The 18,053-nt window shown below is 40.8% G+C and carries 18 protein-coding genes and 1 riboswitch; all 18 genes read right to left on the reverse strand.

Annotated elements, in window-relative coordinates:
* Window positions 1-190: 190 nt before the first annotated feature.
* Window positions 191-2,371, reverse strand: a complete 2,181-nt coding sequence (locus tag GFC28_RS07370; RefSeq protein WP_044746753.1) for a malate synthase G — start codon at window positions 2,369-2,371, stop codon at window positions 191-193.
* A gap of 154 nt (window positions 2,372-2,525) precedes the next feature.
* Window positions 2,526-3,971 (reverse strand): FAD-binding oxidoreductase, encoded by a 1,446-nt coding sequence (locus GFC28_RS07375; RefSeq protein WP_044746754.1) that lies wholly within the window; start codon window positions 3,969-3,971, stop codon window positions 2,526-2,528.
* Window positions 3,962-5,329 (reverse strand): (Fe-S)-binding protein, encoded by a 1,368-nt coding sequence (locus tag GFC28_RS07380; RefSeq protein WP_044746755.1) that lies wholly within the window; start codon window positions 5,327-5,329, stop codon window positions 3,962-3,964. The genes GFC28_RS07375 and GFC28_RS07380 overlap by 10 nt, the downstream gene beginning before the upstream one ends.
* 1 nt (window position 5,330) lies before the next feature.
* Window positions 5,331-6,656: an FAD-binding oxidoreductase gene (locus GFC28_RS07385; protein WP_044746756.1), complete on the reverse strand. Its 1,326-nt coding sequence runs from the start codon at window positions 6,654-6,656 to the stop codon at window positions 5,331-5,333.
* A gap of 323 nt (window positions 6,657-6,979) precedes the next feature.
* Complete coding sequence (locus GFC28_RS07390; protein WP_335340436.1) at window positions 6,980-7,867, reverse strand: diacylglycerol/lipid kinase family protein; 888 nt, start codon at window positions 7,865-7,867, stop codon at window positions 6,980-6,982.
* 220 nt (window positions 7,868-8,087) lie between these two features.
* Window positions 8,088-8,240: a hypothetical protein gene (locus tag GFC28_RS19230; protein WP_156487517.1), complete on the reverse strand. Its 153-nt coding sequence runs from the start codon at window positions 8,238-8,240 to the stop codon at window positions 8,088-8,090.
* Window positions 8,241-8,271: 31 nt separating this feature from the next.
* Window positions 8,272-8,568 carry a hypothetical protein gene (locus tag GFC28_RS07395; RefSeq protein ID WP_044746785.1) on the reverse strand — a complete coding sequence of 99 codons (297 nt, stop codon included), beginning with the start codon at window positions 8,566-8,568 and terminating at the stop codon, window positions 8,272-8,274.
* A gap of 97 nt (window positions 8,569-8,665) precedes the next feature.
* A riboswitch (SAM riboswitch) is annotated at window positions 8,666-8,771 on the reverse strand.
* A 142-nt stretch (window positions 8,772-8,913) separates the two neighbouring features.
* A complete protein-coding gene (locus GFC28_RS18750; RefSeq protein ID WP_082063873.1) occupies window positions 8,914-9,837 on the reverse strand; it encodes an AraC family transcriptional regulator in 924 nt (307 codons plus the stop codon).
* A 39-nt stretch (window positions 9,838-9,876) separates the two neighbouring features.
* Window positions 9,877-10,104, reverse strand: coding sequence for a hypothetical protein (locus GFC28_RS07405; RefSeq protein ID WP_044746757.1), 228 nt, complete (start codon window positions 10,102-10,104; stop codon window positions 9,877-9,879).
* Window positions 10,105-10,533: 429 nt separating this feature from the next.
* Window positions 10,534-10,998 (reverse strand): hypothetical protein, encoded by a 465-nt coding sequence (locus tag GFC28_RS07410; RefSeq protein ID WP_044746758.1) that lies wholly within the window; start codon window positions 10,996-10,998, stop codon window positions 10,534-10,536.
* Window positions 10,999-11,124: 126 nt separating this feature from the next.
* Window positions 11,125-11,658, reverse strand: a complete 534-nt coding sequence (locus GFC28_RS07415; protein WP_052661050.1) for an RHS repeat-associated core domain-containing protein — start codon at window positions 11,656-11,658, stop codon at window positions 11,125-11,127.
* Between the two features lie 675 nt (window positions 11,659-12,333).
* A complete protein-coding gene (locus GFC28_RS19585) occupies window positions 12,334-13,545 on the reverse strand; it encodes an RHS repeat domain-containing protein (RefSeq protein WP_066329390.1) in 1,212 nt (403 codons plus the stop codon).
* Between the two features lie 294 nt (window positions 13,546-13,839).
* Window positions 13,840-14,298, reverse strand: a complete 459-nt coding sequence (locus GFC28_RS07430) for a hypothetical protein (RefSeq protein ID WP_044741992.1) — start codon at window positions 14,296-14,298, stop codon at window positions 13,840-13,842.
* 28 nt (window positions 14,299-14,326) lie between these two features.
* On the reverse strand, window positions 14,327-15,079 hold the full coding sequence (locus GFC28_RS07435) for an RHS repeat-associated core domain-containing protein (protein WP_066329386.1): 753 nt from the start codon (window positions 15,077-15,079) through the stop codon (window positions 14,327-14,329).
* A gap of 104 nt (window positions 15,080-15,183) precedes the next feature.
* The gene (locus tag GFC28_RS07440; protein ID WP_044741807.1) at window positions 15,184-15,576 is read right to left on the reverse strand and encodes a hypothetical protein; all 393 of its coding nucleotides are present in this window, start codon (window positions 15,574-15,576) and stop codon (window positions 15,184-15,186) included.
* Window positions 15,577-15,592: 16 nt separating this feature from the next.
* Window positions 15,593-16,366 carry an RHS repeat-associated core domain-containing protein gene (locus GFC28_RS19590; protein ID WP_231883429.1) on the reverse strand — a complete coding sequence of 258 codons (774 nt, stop codon included), beginning with the start codon at window positions 16,364-16,366 and terminating at the stop codon, window positions 15,593-15,595.
* A gap of 184 nt (window positions 16,367-16,550) precedes the next feature.
* Window positions 16,551-16,835, reverse strand: coding sequence for a hypothetical protein (locus tag GFC28_RS07450; RefSeq protein WP_066329382.1), 285 nt, complete (start codon window positions 16,833-16,835; stop codon window positions 16,551-16,553).
* Between the two features lie 646 nt (window positions 16,836-17,481).
* Window positions 17,482-17,775, reverse strand: coding sequence for a hypothetical protein (locus GFC28_RS07455; protein WP_044741995.1), 294 nt, complete (start codon window positions 17,773-17,775; stop codon window positions 17,482-17,484).
* Window positions 17,776-18,053: the final 278 nt, after the last annotated feature.

The following is an 18,053-nucleotide window of genomic DNA, read 5'->3' on the forward strand; positions in this document are numbered from 1 at the left end:
ATGAGCCATTTTCCTGCTGCCGCTGATAGCACATTATATAGTGACAAACAACTCCCGATTGGCCATCCATTGGCGGCGGCTTCTGCAACGTTTAAATCAGGACAACTTCCCCACCCTTGTTCACTGTATCACGTAGATGAAAGGGCATCCTAAATAAATAGAATGCCCTCATTGTTCCTTGTATGATCTCCTACTGTTTTACCGCAAACTTCGCCTTGGCTTCTAAGCGGCGGCGATGCAAAATTGGTTCCGTGTAACCGTTCGGCTGCTCATAGCCTTTGAAAATAAGGTCGCAGGCCGCTTGGAAGGCGACAGAATGATCATAGTCTTCCGCCATTGGCCGATAAGCAGGATCTCCAGCGTTTTGCTCATCGACGACCTTCGCCATACGTTTTAATGTCTCGAGCACTTGTTCTTTCGTGCAAATTCCGTGATGAAGCCAGTTGGCGATATGCTGACTTGAAATTCTTAAGGTCGCCCGGTCTTCCATCAGCCCGATGTTATGAATATCAGGAACTTTCGAGCAGCCAATTCCTTGTTCGACCCAGCGGACAACATATCCAAGAATACCTTGAGTGTTATTATCTAGTTCTTGTTGAATTTCTTCCGGAGCCCAGTTAGGATCGACGGCCACTGGAATTTGTAAAATATCGTCACGGAAATCTTTCAACTCTTTGCTTAATTCATTTTGTGCCTTGGTTACATTGATTTGGTGATAGTGTAGAGCATGCAAGACCGCTGCCGTTGGAGAAGGTACCCACGCTGTATTGGCGCCTGCCTGAAGCTGACTGCCTTTTTGCTTCAGCATTTCCGCCATCATATCCGGCATGGCCCACATTCCTTTACCGATTTGCGCCCGACCTTGCAAACCAGCAGCAAGCCCAATGCTTACATTTGATTTCTCATAAGCTTGCAGCCATGCTGATGTTTTCATATCGTTTTTGCGAATCATCGGCCCCGCTTCCATTGAAGTATGGATTTCATCCCCCGTACGATCTAAGAAACCAGTATTAATAAACACGATGCGGTCTCTTACTTGATAAATGCAGTTTTTCAAGTTCAGCGTTGTGCGGCGTTCCTCGTCCATGACACCAATTTTGATGGTATTTCGCTCGAGGCCCAGCATATCTTCCACACGGTCAAATAATTCATTCGCAAAAGCCACTTCTTCTGAACCGTGCATTTTCGGCTTCACAATGTAGATCGAACCCTTTGCGGAATTTTTATAGCGGCCATTGCCTAACAGAGAATGTTTCGCAATTAAACTAGTCACAACCGCATCCAAAATCCCTTCATAAATTTCCTGGCCATTCGGATCTAATACGGTATTATTCGTCATCAGATGGCCAACATTGCGAATGAACATGAGCGAACGTCCCCGCAATACCAATTCTTCTCCATTTGGCTTTGTGTAAATCCGGTCAGGATGGAGCGTGCGCGTTATCGTTTGATTGCCTTTTGCAAATGTGGCTGTCAAATCTCCTTTCATTAAACCTAATAAATTGCGGTATACAAGGACTTTGTCCTCCGCATCGACGGCGGCAACAGAATCTTCTCCGTCCATAATCGTCGTCAACGCTGCTTCCAATAAAATATCTTTCACACCCGCCGCATCGGTTTTGCCGACAGGATGATGGCGATCGATTTGGATTTCAATATGCAAGCCGTTATTTTTCAGCAAGATAGCCGATGGCTCTTCCGGATCTCCTTGATAGCCGACCCATTTTTCCTCATCTTGAAGGTTTGTCGTCTTGCCATCCTTGGTGAAAACAGATAATTTTCCATCAAGGACCGCGTACTTGACGGCATCTTTATGGGAGTAACCGTTTAACGGCGCCGCTTCATCGAGGAATTGCTTAGCATAGGCAATCACTTTCTCGCCGCGGACAGGATTGTAATGAGCGCCACGTTCCGCGCCGTCCTCTTCACTGATTACATCCGTTCCGTAAAGAGCGTCATAGAGACTCCCCCAGCGCGCGTTCGCTGCGTTCAGCGCATAACGGGCGTTGCTGACAGGGACAACTAGCTGTGGTCCAGCCTGTAGAGCGATTTCATCATCTACTCCTTCAGTTGTGATTTGAAAATCTTCTACTTCTGGTTCTAAATAGCCAATTTCCTCTAAAAATGATTTATATTGATGAAAATCAAAATTTTCTCTATGCTGGCGATGCCATTCATGAAGTTTTTCTTGAATTTCATCACGCCGGGCAAGCAACTCTTTATTTTTCGGCGTCAAATCGTTTACTAACCTTTCTAAATCCGCCCAAAACTGTTCGTTTTCAACTCCGCTTTCGGGCAAAACCTCTTGGTTGATAAACTCATAGAAAAGGCGGGCAACTTGAAGATTTCCTACTTTTACATAGTCTTGCATACAACCACTTCCCCCATTTCATCCTCATCGATTTTTTAAAAGTACTTCCTTCCTCATACAGAGAGTTTCTGTTTGTTATTACGAAACATCGTTTCTTAATTTATTAAAAAAATAATAGCATAAAGTTGCAGGTGCTTCAATAATTTTCAAAAAATTATTTCATTTTCTCATTTCTTTTCACTTCGACACAACGCCCTGGTGTCGGAAATAACTTTCCAGCATTTAATAAGTTTTTCGGATTGAATACGTCACGAATATTGGTTTGTGCGGCAATTTCTTCGTCGCTGAAAATGAAACGCATTTCTTCTCGTTTTTCAATGCCCACTCCATGCTCGCCGGTGATCGATCCGCCAGCATCGGCACAAGCTTGCAGACATTCGCTTCCAGCCGCCAATGCCATTTCTGTTTCCCCTGGTTTCCTCGAATCAAAAAGGACAAGCGGATGAAGATTTCCGTCCCCAGCATGGAAAATATTCGCGATTCGCAATCCATATTTTTCGCTTATTTGTCTGATTCGTTCTAGCACTTCCGGCAGCTTGCTCCGCGGAATCACCCCGTCTTGCACTAAGTAGTCCGGAGAAATCGCTCCCATCGCCCCAAATCCCGTTTTTCGATTCGCCCACCATCTTTCCCGTTCCTTCTCATCTTGGGCTACTTTCACTTCACGAACATTTCGGCTTCGGCATACCTTTAATATTTCTTGAATCTGTTCATCGATGCCAGCAGAAATACCATCTACTTCAATAAGCAAAAGCGCTTCAATATCTTTCGGATGCCCTACTGGAAACGCCGCTGCTTCCACCCCCTCAATCGCTGTTTTATCCATCATTTCAAGGGCAGCGGGAACAATTCCGGCGGAAATGATATCAGACACGGCTTGGCTGGCATCGGAAACTTTATCAAAATACGCCAGCACCGTTTGTTTCGCTTCAGGATTTTTTAAAATGCGAACGGTGATTTTCGTTACAATTCCTAACGTGCCTTCCGATCCTGTCAATATTCCAAGCAAATCATATCCAGGCGGATCAAGAACTCCGTTTGTGCTTATTTCAATCATTTCCCCATTTGGCAAAACAACTTCCAGCCCCAAAATATGGTTTGTCGTCACGCCATATTTTAAGCAGTGGGCTCCCCCGGCATTTTCAGCAACGTTCCCACCGATCGTACAACAATATTGGCTTGATGGATCAGGAGCATAATAATAGCCTTTATCAGCAATCGAATGGGTCAGCTTCAGATTTATAAAGCCCGGCTCGACCACCGCACGTCGATTTTCGAGGTCGACCGATACGAGCCGCTTCATTTTGGTTAAGCTAATGATCACCTCGCCATTTAACGGAATCGCTCCACCGCTTAATCCCGTTCCTGCACCGCGGGCAAGAAAGGGCAAATCATGCTCATGGCAATATTTCACAATCTGCGCGACTTCCTCTGCGCTATTGGGAAACACGACTGCCTTCGGTAAATGGCGATGAATCGTAAAACCATCACAGTCATATGCAAGCAAATCTTCTTTTTTATAGAGAATCGCTGAAGTACCAACGATTTTCGCAAGATTTTCGATATGTGTATCCTTTATTTGCCCACCTTTTATCGCCATGATTCTCCCACCTTTTGTTGATCCTCTTTTTGGTATGCCCAATCAAGCAGCTGAACGGTATGCACAATTTTTTGGTTTCTTCCGTATTTCAGCACTCCCATCGCCATTTGCAGCATACAGCCGGGATTCCCCATCGAAATCATTTCGACCTCTTCAGGAACATGCTCCATTTTACTTTTTAGGACAGCTCCTGCCATTTCCGGATGAGTGATATTGTAAATGCCGGCACTTCCACAGCAACGGTCGGCATTCGGCATATGCACCATTTCCACCCCGGGAATGCTAAGAAGAATGTCGCGCGGCTCCCGGCGGATCCCTTGGCCATGCGCTAAATGGCATGCATCATGATACGTAATCCTTGTTTTGATTTCTGCTTTTGGCTTTTCATACCCTGTATCATAAAGATATTTAGAAATATCTTGTACCTTCGCAGCAAACCGTTCTGCTTTTTCGCGCCACTCCTGATCTTCACGGAATAATTCTGGATATTCTTTCAACATGCAGCCGCAGCCTGCCGCATTCACAATGACTGTATCAGCATCTTTAAACGCTTCGATATTCCGCTTCGCCAGCTTTCTTCCTGTTTCACGGTCGCCGGCGTGAACATGCAGCGCTCCACAACACGTTTGATTTTGTGGGATTGTCACATTATTTCCATTACGGGTTAATACACGAATCGTCGCTTCATTTATATCACTGAACATCACATCCATGACGCATCCAGTTAAAAGGGCAACCGTCCGCTTCGTTTCCCCTTTTGCTTGAATCATGCCCGCCTGTTTGTATTTTTGGCGAACCGGCTGCTTGGCTTCTGGTAAAATCGCTTCCATTTCCGCTAAATGCTCCGGCATCATATGAATCAGCCGCGTCTTACGCGCCATCTTTTGCAACCCGCTCTTTTGGTAAAACTTCAACAACCTCCCTAATAAATGCAAGCGATTCGCATGCGGAAATACTCCCTCAAGAAAAAATTTGCTTACCGCTCCTTTCCATCCGGTCAATGGCATCGCTTGACGAATTTGCCCGCGCGCCTCTTCGATCAGCCCTCCGACATCAACATCAGCAGGACAAGCGGTCGTACACGCGCGGCAATCAAGACAAGCAAAAACCGGATCGGCAAACGCTTCATTCACTTCCAGCTTTCCTTCGGCAACCGATTTAATCAGATGGACGCGTCCGCGCGGAGAATGCTGTTCTTGCCCCGTTTGTTCATAAGTTGGACAGGATTCCAAGCACATGCCGCAATGAACACAATCGGCCCATTTGCTTTCATCAGGAGGGTCATTCCAAAGATAATTCCCCAAGCTCGCCGCTGTACATGCCGGTGCTTGTTTTACATCGTTCTCTCTTACACTCACATTATATCCCTCCTACAAATCGTCCATGATTAAGAGTAGAATGGGGATCTATTTTTGTTTTAATACCTTCTAATAGGAAGAAATAAGACGGTTTTTCACCCCAAACCTCTACTTTTTGCCGAAGCGCCAACGGCAAATGTTTCACAATCACGTATCCGCCAAGCGGGATCACAAACTGACGAAGCCGCTCAATGGCAGCAACAATCTCTTCGCCCGTCCCTTTGATATATATTTGACATAGTCCATGCCCAAGACCGCCATGCGCCTCAACAGCTATATTCATAGCGTCTTGTAAAATATGGCTTGCTTTTATGACTTGAAGAGCATCGAGATTGACAACGCCGATTTTCAAAGCAGCCTCTATTTCGTTGCTGCTTCCGCTTTCCCTCCCATTCGGAGCGATGGTGTAAAATTGTCTCCAAAATGCTCGCGCTTCTTTTAATGGTAAAATCGTTATGTTTGTTTTGGCTGGCTGAATGCGCTTGACAAAATTCTCCTGGTAATGGACAGCGCTTTCGACATCTTCAAAGCTGATCGCTACTGTATAAGCATGATTTCCTGTTAACCGCTCCGATAAAGAAGGGCTTAACAATTCCAGGGATGTCGGTTCCATCAGCGAATCTAGCAATTCCACAGCAAAAGCGCGTATTTCTTCCATCTTTCCTTCTTGAAAGGATAATAGAATAAGGCTTTCATATTTCGGAAGCGGGCGAAGCTTCAACGTTACTTCCGATATCACTCCGAGCGTCCCCATAGAACCGATAAACAGCTTATTCATATCATAGCCAGCCACATTTTTAACCACTTTGCCGCCCGAGCGGATAATCGTTCCATTCGGGTAAACAATTCTCATTCCAATGACGCTGTCGCGAGCAGAACCATAACGAAATCGTTTCGGACCGCTGTCGTTCGCTGCAATCACTCCACCAATCGTGGCATATTCTGGCCATATCGGATCTAACGCGATCGTTTGGTTATATTCGGCTAAATATTCCTGCAAAGATTGAAATGGTGTCCCGGCTTTAACCGTTAATGTCATGTCACCAACGTTATGCTCGACAACTCCTTTATATTCCGCCAGTAAAAGCAAAAGATCGGCGACTTCCGTTCCCCCGCCAAATCCTCTCTTCGTTCCGCCGCCGGCAATCGTTACTTTTTTTCCATGGTTGTCTGCATACATTAAAACATTGGAAATCTCCTCTTCCGACTGCGGACAAACGGTGATCCGACCGCTATTTCCCAGCGGATGTCCCACATCTTCTTCTACTTGAACGTGGCTGTCGCGCAAAATCGCCTTTAATTCTGATAAAAATTCTGTGGCGAGCAATCCTCACACCCCTTATTGTTTTGTAATAAGAAACATCGTTTCTATAATTTCGTGCAACGAATCCTTTAAGCATGATCATTGAAATGTATACTACTTACCATTTATTTAATCACTTTTTCCACTATTTTTCAATTAATTTTTAGAATTTATAAAATAGTATAAATATATCATTAGTGCTGATGATCTATTATGCTACTAAAAACAGAATGATCTTCCTGCTTCTTCTCTCGAACAAGAAACGCCAGTGAACCTATTCATTTGCCCACAAAGCGTTCCTTAGATGAAAATAAATGGCTTGAACAGCTTTTTTACCTGCGGGAGGGTCACATAATTAGCAACGCCTCCTTCTGAATCGTTACATTCACTGGAGTTTTCGTGAGAATCTCGCCATCGCTTTGGACAATTATCGGCGGTTCAGCGATAATTTCTACCTGTTTTCCTTTGATCATGGTGACACTTGGATGTGAAACATGCTTTCCTTTATACGCTTTTGGAAACGTGCGTAACAGCTCCCATTTTGTGACGCTATGTACGATACAAATGTCAAAAAGTCCGTCATAGTAACAAGCATCCGGACATATTTTAATCCCTCCGCCGTAATTCGGAGTATTAGCAATGGCAATGAACCATACATTTGAAAAAAATTGAACCTCCCCGTCAATTTTTAATTGAATGCGGACGGGACGATATTGGAATAAAGCATGCAAAACGCTCAATCCATAGGAAAGATCGCCTAACCTAACGAGATTTAATAAATCTTTATATTTAGCGGCATTGTTGATCTCCGCCACTTTGCCGTCAAATCCGATTCCCGTCACAGTCATGCAGTATTCTTCGCCAATTTTTCCAACGTCCATTTTTCTTTTCTTTCCTTTTAAAATACGTTCCAACGCCCTTTTATAGTCCATCGGTATATCAAGAGCCCTTGCTAAATCATTTCCTGACCCTGCCGGAATAATCCCTAAAGGTATATTCGAATGAATGAGCCCGTTTGCCACATCATGGATTGTGCCATCGCCGCCAACGGCGACAACCGCATTGCATGCTTCAGAAGAAAACTCCTTCACTATTTCTACCGCATGTTTTGGACGTTCTGTAAAACGAACTTGATAATTTACCTGCTTCTCTTGAAGCAGCTTTTCAACCTTTTTCCAAACTTTCAGCCCTTTTCCGTTTCCCGAGATTTTATTAACAACAAAATAATAGATCATATCGATCGTTCCCTCTAATCAAAGATCGTAACATGAAAATCCCAAACAAGGTCCCGCTTTACATCGGGACGCTTGTTTTTCTCTTTTTACTTTACCAATTTGAGAATTCCGGCCATTTGCTGCTCGTGCCGAAGAAAAAATAAAGGCCCTACCGTTTTTCCTCATGAACGGTACTCTAAGCGATGGCAACCGTCCTTTTTTCTTGTTTCATTCCCTCTCGCTAAGGTAAGGTTTCGAAGGGATCAATGAGCATAGCGACATGCCATTTAGGAGACAAGAACCGCCCATTTCGCTGAGTCAATCTCATTCCGCTGACATTCGTTTCCATGTCTTTTCCTCGAATACCAGCATGCTCATCTATTTCGACTTCCATAGCTCCCTCTCCTTTTTCTTTTCTAACGTTTTTAATCAATCTGCCCGACCGGCAGCCCTTGCTCTCTTAGCTCCCGCCAAATGTAACGATCGAGCGCATAGGGCTCTTCTGCTTTGAACACTTCCACTTCCGCCAACGTAAGTAACAGTTGAAACGGTTTTCCAAATGCTTGCCCATACAATAGAAAAAAGTTCGTATGGTGATCAATGTAAAAAATCGCTGTAGAATCCCATTGACGAAGCTGACGTTTTACACCGCTGGCAACATGTAAAGCGAATGAAGCAGCTTTCATATGGCACGCCATGTACCTGCGGATCGTTTCGCTCATCAGTCTCGCCCCTTTCTCAATAAGGATGGTCACAAACGGCTCTGCCAAAATAAAAAGCTCTTTCCGCCATGAATGACGCGAAAAGAGCTTGAAGCCGTCCTTATCATTCAAAGCGAAGCGCTTTGCGGGTAGGAGCACCTTGCGTCAAGCGCAGGTTGCTGTGAAGTCATTGAGCCCGATCTCTCGTTCACTCTTGATAAGACTTATTCAGTTATTCCTATGCTACCATTATTTTATGGAAATGACAACCATTTTTTAATTTCCAAAAAAAGGATGAACAACATCAAAATGACAAGGACTTCTTCATTACGATCGACCATCGTCGCCAGATCATTCGTCCTATTCCTAGCCCCCGCTAGATGATCCCCTTTCTTTTATAGGGACATATAAATGAACTTTACACTTTCCTTCCGGATCTGTTTCTGGATTATTCATACAAAATTCCAGGCACGGCCTATCATCCGCATCATACTCACTATTTGGCAACCACTGTCCAAATAAACTTTGATACGCAATCGCTAATTTATCAATCGTATCGTAAAACTGATATAAGGCATATAATCCGCCAGGTATTGTTTTATATTGAATATCGGGATCTTCATCTCCCTTGAAACCGGTCGGCAGCGTCACACACGCATCATAGCGGCAAGCAAATTCTTCTACAACAAGTGGATCATCCAATGAGATGCCAATAAAATCGTGCTCTGGCGGATACAATCCGTTTCGGTTTGCCCATTCGTTTAATTGATTCCATGCATAATACGTTTCTAAATAACTACCCACATGCCTAACAAAAGCCACTTCATAGTCAGGAAGCTCTTTAATCGTTATATTCATGCTCCATATTCTCCTTAATAAATGATGGTTAGCGTAAGTATAACGGATCGGAGCAGACCATTCTTCTTGATTCTTGCTTATATCTAATGAAATATTGCGATTTTGATGTTTTTTTCTTACGTCACTGGGAACCATGTGAAAATGTTGTTTAAAAGCAGCATTAAAATTTGAAACGGAGCCAAAACCACAGAGATTGGAGATTTCCAAGATAGATTTAGTCGTTTCAGTTAAGTAATACACCGACTTTTGCAGACGAATTTTTTTCACATAAGACATCGGTGTCATTCCAACAATCGAAGTGAAGATACGATTAAAATGATATTTCGAAAAATGGGAAACGTTGGCTAATGTATCAAGATGAATAGGCTCGTCATAATGATCATGAATATACTTGACGGCTCTTTCAATTCTTTCATAATAATCCCTTCTCATTTCATTGCCTCCTAATATTCGCTGAACCCTACTCTTTTGCTAATAGTATCGCATGGGAGCTATCACGATTTTCCCTCGTTCTTCAGCGGCAACTCTAACACCATTATGTTTGTAAATAATTCTAATTGCACCGTTTCTAATGACTGTTCTTGAAGTGCCGTTCTTCATTACATCTTCAACAACATTTGTCGGAATCCCTCCCGTTTGATGCCCTCTTGCATATCCTATTGGCTGTCCAGTCACTGCCGCATTTTCCGAAACCGACAACACTTTGCCCCATGGATCCTAGCTGTAATTCGCAACCGTCGTGCCGTTTTCGTCGACAATGCCGACGACGTCGCCGCGGTAGTTGGTGACGTAGTAGAACGGATCGCCGTTTTGGTTCGTCACCGTATTTGGTTTCCTGTTCGCCCACGTAAACGCCCATACGGTTTGGCGGTTGTTCAATTTTTCGTACGATTAGTTCTCTTTGGTTTGATTGATAACAGTGTCAACTTGACAATTGGCAACCGCTGCATCATACCAAGATGCTTTTTCTTTCAAGCTCCTAAAAGCCTTTCTAACAGGAATGCTCTTTGTATCGAACTAGATTTTCTGCAATGTGAAATGGGTGACAAACGAATGTCTGTCACCCATTAGTTTTTCCATCCCTCTAACTATTGATAAATAACTATAGAACATCTTTTTCGATACGAATTAATATTTAAATGTTATCATCTTTTTTGATTCAAATTGAATAAAAATTAGTTGATTCAATTTGTTGAAATTAAATGTTATTCCCTCCATTCTGTCCTTTGGTAATAATATCTCCATTTCATCAAAAAAATCAGCAATAAAATAAACATTAGTATACTCTATTTCATTCAACAAATAGAATATATCTAAGTTGAACTCAAAATCTTCAATCACAGCTATTTTCATATTTTTTTTTATAATACATTTGTATTTTTTTAACTCTTTATTTAAAGATGATAACGAAAAATAGGGGATTATTAGTTTTTTTCCCTGAATAACAGAACTGACATCGTCAAAAGAAATCGTATCATCAAAGGTAATTTCCTCTACAATAAATGGAAGTTTATTAACATTTATACCTGTTGAAAATTCTACATAAGGATTCTCATCTAATTGTGTTAATAAAAATGTTTTAATATGTTTCAATAAAAATCTCCCCTTAAAAAATAAATTCTGAAATGAATATATATCTAGGATTATTTTTAGCAAAAGGCTTAATCTTTAGTTCGTCAGGTACAAACGATTTAAATATATAATGAGTCTCGCTTCCTCCTAAATGCATATGCAGTATAGGGATATGTCTAGTGTGCTTACCTTTATACTTCCAGTACCTTTAAAGATATTTAAACCATGGTAGTCAATAGAGAGTATACGCTTCCTATTTGCCATTATTTTAAGAATATATCCTCCTTTTAAATTAGATTGTACTTCTAAGCCTAACTGGTCTAGAGCTTTTTTTATATATTTTTGCCTTGTAAAGCTTCTTATTTTTTCTACAACTATCCTTAGGTTTTTAGGATTTCTAACAGCCTGCTTTATAGCAAACTTTGCAATCTCTTTGACTACCCAAGGTAATTCGCCATCTGGATCAACATATATCACCGGGTTATTATTCGCATAAGTATGTCCATTTTGAGTGATAGGATTATCCAAATCCCCCGGATACGGATCTCTCGAAAGAAACCTCGCCGTCTCCGGATCGTAATACCGCGCTTGCAAGTAGTACAGCTTCGTTTCCCTATCATAATAATATCCTGCATACCCTAGCAGCTGTCCAGCAACAGCTGTGTCTTCGGAAACAGACAAAGCTTTACCCTAGGGATCATAGGGATAATTGCGACAGTCAGGCCATCTTCATCAAAAATTCGAACTACATCACCACAGTAGCTCGCAAATGCATAGAGTTAGTTATCGAATTTTTATCTCTTCTAACTGTTCATACATAGGATTTTTATTAACATCCATTTTACGGTAAACATTATATTTATTGGGACACCTTAACAAAAATATATTTTCATACACGGCATTATCCATAGCCACTGATAATCAAATAGTTTCTTCGTTTCCTGTATAAAAAAGCCCTCCCTTTCATTCGGTTATCTCGATGTATAAAAATAAAAAACTTTTCGAGCACCAAATTATTGAGAAGGCTAATAAGGTTATTCCAATGTAATGTACCCCATTACTAAAGCGGATAATAGGCAAGCAACAATAAATACAATATTTTTTTGTATATTAGAAACTGTATAATTTTTTTTTCCTATAAAATCTATGATACGGAGTATTAATAAGAATATTATAATCTTAAAAAATAATGTGATTTTTCCTATAACACTAATATCATAAAATTTTTGGGAAGTTAGAGCCATGTTGTAAAATAACCAAAAGAAAATACATAAAACTACGAAGTAACATATGAGCAATTTAACGAGTCTTCTCATAATGATAATAACCCTCAACCTCAAAATGATCCAATATTGATTATTTACGATATTTATTGTAACTTACAATAGTATAACCAGTAAATAACGCAAGATCGGTCCACCAAAAACTAAGTGTAGTGATTCTCCGTAAAACAACTTTTGTCCCTATTTTTCTTGCTTGCTTCTTCACTATGTTAAGAATTTGATTTTTATACCCTCTTCCAATTAGTATTTTATTAAGGGCCTCTCTAAACACAGTATTTATAGCTTTTCCTGCTTTATACCCTTTTGCTATCTCTGTTGCAATTTTATAAATTTTATCAGCAATTGCTACACTCCCAGCCACAATTTTATCCGCAGTCGCCCAATCAAAATATGAAGCAAGCCAACCTTTTAAGCCGTACTTTAATGCATATTTTATTCTATCAATAGAAATAGCAAACTTCCCATCCGGATCCACCAGCATCACCGGATTGTCATCCGCATACGTATACGCATTTTGAGTGACCGGATTGTCTTTGTCTCCCGGATCTCGATCTCTTGAGATAAACCTCGCCGTCTCTGGATCGTAATACCTTGCCTGTAGGTAGTACAGCTTCGTTTCTCTATCATAATAGTATCCTGCATACCCTAGCGGTTGTCCAGCCACGGCCGCATTTTCCGAAACCGAAAGCACTTTTCCCCATGGATCATAGCTGTAATTCGCGACCGTCGCTCCATTTTCATCGACCATCCGCACGACATCGCCGCGGTAGTTCGTCACATAGTAGAACGTGTTACCGTTTTGGTTTGTGACCGTGTTTGGCTTGCCACTCGCCCATGTGAACGCCCATACGGTTTGGCGGTTGTCGTTCGTAATGCGGATTAAGTTCGTGCCGTCATAGTGATAATGGTACGTGACACCATTGACCGTTTTCGTTTCTCTCAGTCCATCTGGGCGATACGTGAAGCTGGCGACCTCGTTGCCGTTTACGTCTTTGACTGAAAGCAGGCGTCCTTCTCCGTCCCATGTGTATTGGTAACGGTCGTCCTTAAGGAGGTTCCCGGTGTCATCATATGTGAACCCTTCGATTTCATTGGCCGCATTAAACGTCAGCGTCTTGCCGTGCGGATTTTTCAAGTTCCCGGACGCGTCATAGTCGTATTGAACCGTGTTGCCTTGATACGTCCATGACTTCAAACGGTTGGCGAAATCGTACGTATATGAATCCGCACCATCAAAGCACGTTACGATATTTCCATCCACATCGTATATATAGCGAAGATCCAACGCATCTTCTATACCGACAACATGCTAACTCGTTAATCTTCCTGCGTCACGATTATTTGAAAAAATCAGCTTAAAATAATGTGCTAATTTACAATTATACGTTTCAATCTGGCTCGCTACATTGTGTATATATCCAATTTCTTCTTTAAATTTATAAAAAAGCCTTAAGAAGGAGCAAATGTGCTCTCTTAAGGCAATTTCATATGATTGCAAAGCAGCTATCTTTTAATCTAGCAAGTTGCCTAGCGATTAGTTAATGACTAGATCCACTAAAACTAATTCGACTAGATAGCACTACTTTATTTGTTTTACAAAAATATTATTATTAGGAAAATGCAACAATATGGTTGAACCTGAGGCAAATAATATTTCAAAAGACAAAGTACTTTCATCTACATCAAGAAGTTCCTCATATCCCCAATCATCAAATCCTGTATCATCAGATGTACCATTATGATTAATAAATATTTTTTTTACATTTTCAACTTTTATTTTCCATATCTCTATTTCATTGGTAACGACCATTTCAACTTTTATTTTCCATTTTCTGAAATCATATCCTTCTTGAATCACTTTCAATTCGTTAAGAGTATAGTCATGAAATCCTTTTTCAACGAGAATTTTATACGCTTCATCAGATATTCTTTTTTTTAAAAATTTTACCCTCTCATAATAGGCTTTATCGTTCCTTAGCCATTGCTTCTCTGCCTCCGGGGATTGATCGCCCCAGAGCTCAAAAGTGTAATATTTCACCACATATTCCTCCTTGCTGATGTAATTTTTATGGTATAACCAAGTTGGCTGGCAAAGTCGGCCATAATGGTGGCAATAGAGAAGGCGCCATCCTTACTCCTCTATATACAATATACCCTGCACCAGCTGCTGCACCAACTTTTGCTGCTTTTTTGGCAGCATCCTTTGCTTTTTTTTCTTTTTGTTTTTTTTCATATTTTTTAGCGTTTGCATCCCAGTCCCATTTTGTTTTTTGCTTTAACACCTTTTTAACCCATTTAGGTGGCTCACCACTACTATTTTTATGCTTATCGTGAATAGAGCCGTCTGCATTTTGAGAATAATGCTGGCCTTTTGGTCCATAAAGGTGTACATGTTTTTGAGTACTGCCTTTCGCACTATCAATTCTTGCCTTCCAGCCTTGCCCCAAATCATACCATTTATTACTATAACCATTGGGATCAGTGTACATAACTGGATTATTTTCTGTGTAAATATACGCATTTTGTGAAAGTGGATTATCTAAATCTCCCGGATCTGGATCTCTCGAAAGAAACCTCGCCGTCTCTGGATCGTAATACCTTGCCTGTAGGTAGTACAGCTTCGTTTCCCTATCATAATAATATCCTGCATACCCTATCGGTTGTCCAGCCACGGCCGCATTTTCCGAAACTGACAACACTTTGCCCCACGGGTCATAGCTGTAATTCGCGACCGTCGCTCCGTTCTCATCAACAATGCGGACGACATCGCCGCGATAGTTGGTGACATAATAGAACGGATCGTCGTTTTGGTCCGTCACCGTATTTGGTTTCCTGTTCGCCCATACCGTTTAGTCGTTGTCGCCATCATATCTTCAAAACAAATATGGTGGTTATCATCGCGATAACCACCAAAAAATTCAATCTAATTATACATTTCTTTTTTTATCTTTAGAAATAATTCTATCTCTTCTGGCTCTTGCTCACTTAATCCATCAAAATGCTTCTCAGAATGCACTAATTCATCATACCCCCAGATTGCAGAAATCCCTTCCTCGTCATATCCATAAAACTTGTAATACCATGTTTCAGGTATTTTATTTTCAATAACTTCAAATAATTCTGCCGGATACCAATAAGGAGTTTCGTAATCGTCAAATAAAAGATATCTTAACCCATCTTCATAAAATAATATTCCATAGACATTATAATCTCTATTAACTTCTATTCCGTTATAGGTGGTTTTTTGATTATAACCTTCTCTTACCTTTCTTGGACTAAATAAATAGCCATCATCTGTAATACATCTAACCTTCAAACATTATTCACTCCTATCACTTAAATTTAAAGTCATCAAATTTTCCCGTTTTGATATTGTAATTAAAGTGAATATTGATATTTCCTTTGGAAGTCTTAATAATTCTTTGCATTTTTACCCATCCTTCTGAACCCAGCCATCTTTTATCATTCATTTTACTTCTTGGAACTACCTCCCTAGCTCCAGCAAGTGGATTTGATAATACTTCCTTCATGGCTAACTGTTCTTCAAGGCTGTTAGGGGTTGTTCTTCCTGTTGAACCTCTACCTAATGATTTCTTTTTTAGTAGACTATTGAGGTTTCCAGTACCCTTACGTAAAACCTTCTTTGCTACTTTCCCTACCGCTTTTTTAACTAAACTCTTTGCTACTGCCCCGCTGACCATAACATATGTGAGAGCACCTGCAACAGTCCGATACAATGTGGTTAATCCACGATTTCCATCCGGATCCACCAGCATCACCGGATTGTCATTCGCATACGTATACGCATTTTGAGTGATCGGATCGTCTTTGTCTCCCGGATCTCGATCTCTTGAGATAAACCTCGCCGTCTCCGGATCGTAATACCGCGCTTGCAAGTAGTACAGCTTCGTTTCCCAATCATAATAATATCCTGCATATCCTAGCGGTTGTCCAGCCACGGCCGCATTTTCCGAAACTGACAACACTTTGCCCCACGGGTCATAGCTGTAATTCGCGACCGTCGCTCCATTTTCATCGACCATCCGCACGACATCGCCGTGATAGTTCGTGACGTAGTAGAATGTATCGCCATTCGCATTTGTCACCGTATTCGATTTCGTCCATGTAAATGCCCATATTCCCAAACTTTCTTTTCAATGTTTCATAATCAAACATGTAAGTAAGTGCATCTACAGACATATAAAAAGCCTTAGACCGGGTAAATTCAGAGCTAAGGCAATTTACTAGTTGAAAATAAATATGTTTAGCCTAATTCTAATCCTGCTTACACTATTCTTTGTGTGTTTTATACTTTAAATATTTAGTAATAAAAGAAGGAATGTCTTCTACTTCTTCCATCCAAAAGCCAAAGCAAGCTGTTGCTTCACCATCAACGGTCGTAATATTAGACGTGACATCATCAGAGAGATAATAAAGAATCCCTCCATTTTTGTCACAAACTTGCCATTCCCCCCATGGTGTCCAATTACACTCTTCATCATACTCCTTATCCGTGTTAAGGATTAGATAAATTCCTTGAACAAATTTGTATTCAAATAGCTTACCTTTATACATAGTTTTTCTTTTAAAGACAAACCCTCATTTTTCTATATACTCAATAAATTCTTTCTCAATCCGTTTAAATTCACCATGACTAACTTGATTATTTTTTAACATTCTTCAGTCGAGAAGTCTCCCACTTCTAAATCTTGCGAAGCTTGATGAAAGTGGGAGATGAATCGACTTCGGACAAGGACAGGCTTTTGCCTGTTCAATTGTCTGACCCTGTGGTAAAATAAACCTATGTCGTTCTTTCATAACTGGATATAGGAGGTTGCATGGAGAAAATAAAATGCGAAAACCAAGCGGATCCTTCCATGCGTAAAATATCCAAGGTACAAAAGAACTCCGAATTGTCGGACATCTAGGGTTGGAACGACCCGAAGTCACGCTCAGGGAGACGAAAGGCGGCTTTCGTCGTGGAACTGAGAAGCTCCCACTTCAAGCTTTAGCTAAGTGGTGAGTAGTTCACGCGTGTAACCAACTCTTTTTTATAACGGCTCCCCTTTTATTCCCACGCTTTACTCAATAATTTGATGGCAAACATAAAAATTTATGCTAAATATTATACATTTTAACTGACTAAAGGTTTTCCTTACTCAATCAACAATCCTCTATGCAACTAGTACAGTTTAATTACACCTTTTTTTTCCAAAATTCCCTATAGGAAAGCAGTAATTATCTTTCCTGCCTGTTTATAATATACAACCTTAATAACACATGCATATCCTTTATAGAATACAGGTGCAAACCGATAAGCTCGATTTTTATACGTTGCATCATGAAACTCTGGCAAATAACTTGCATTAGCAATCTCTAATATCTTATTTTTAATAACCCCCTCACTCCAAACATTGGTTGGAAAAAGGTTTCCTTTACCCTCTTTCATAGGGTAATTTGGAAAATGTCTTTCTTTAATATGCTGCCATCGTTCTTTAGATAAAGTCTTGGGCACTTTTTTCGTTGGCCTCTACTGTTTTCCTGTTTCATAGGCCCAAATGATAAAATTCTTAATCGCTTCTGCACCAGCATATGCTGCCATTGCAGCCAATGTTGCAGTTACTGCAAGAGGTGTTTATTGCAAAATATACTTAGTGAGTGGCTAAATTCTTGAAAAAGACTAATAAGCTGATAACTAAAACCAAAAAACTTAGTCCCTCTCAATGGGGACTAAGCCTAAATTGCATGTTGAATTAATCTTTTAGACAATCCATCCTCTAAAAGGTTAACTCC

Source organism: Anoxybacillus sp. B2M1, assembly GCF_001634265.1.
GTDB classification, from domain to species: Bacteria; Bacillota; Bacilli; order Bacillales; family Anoxybacillaceae; genus Anoxybacteroides; species Anoxybacteroides rupiense.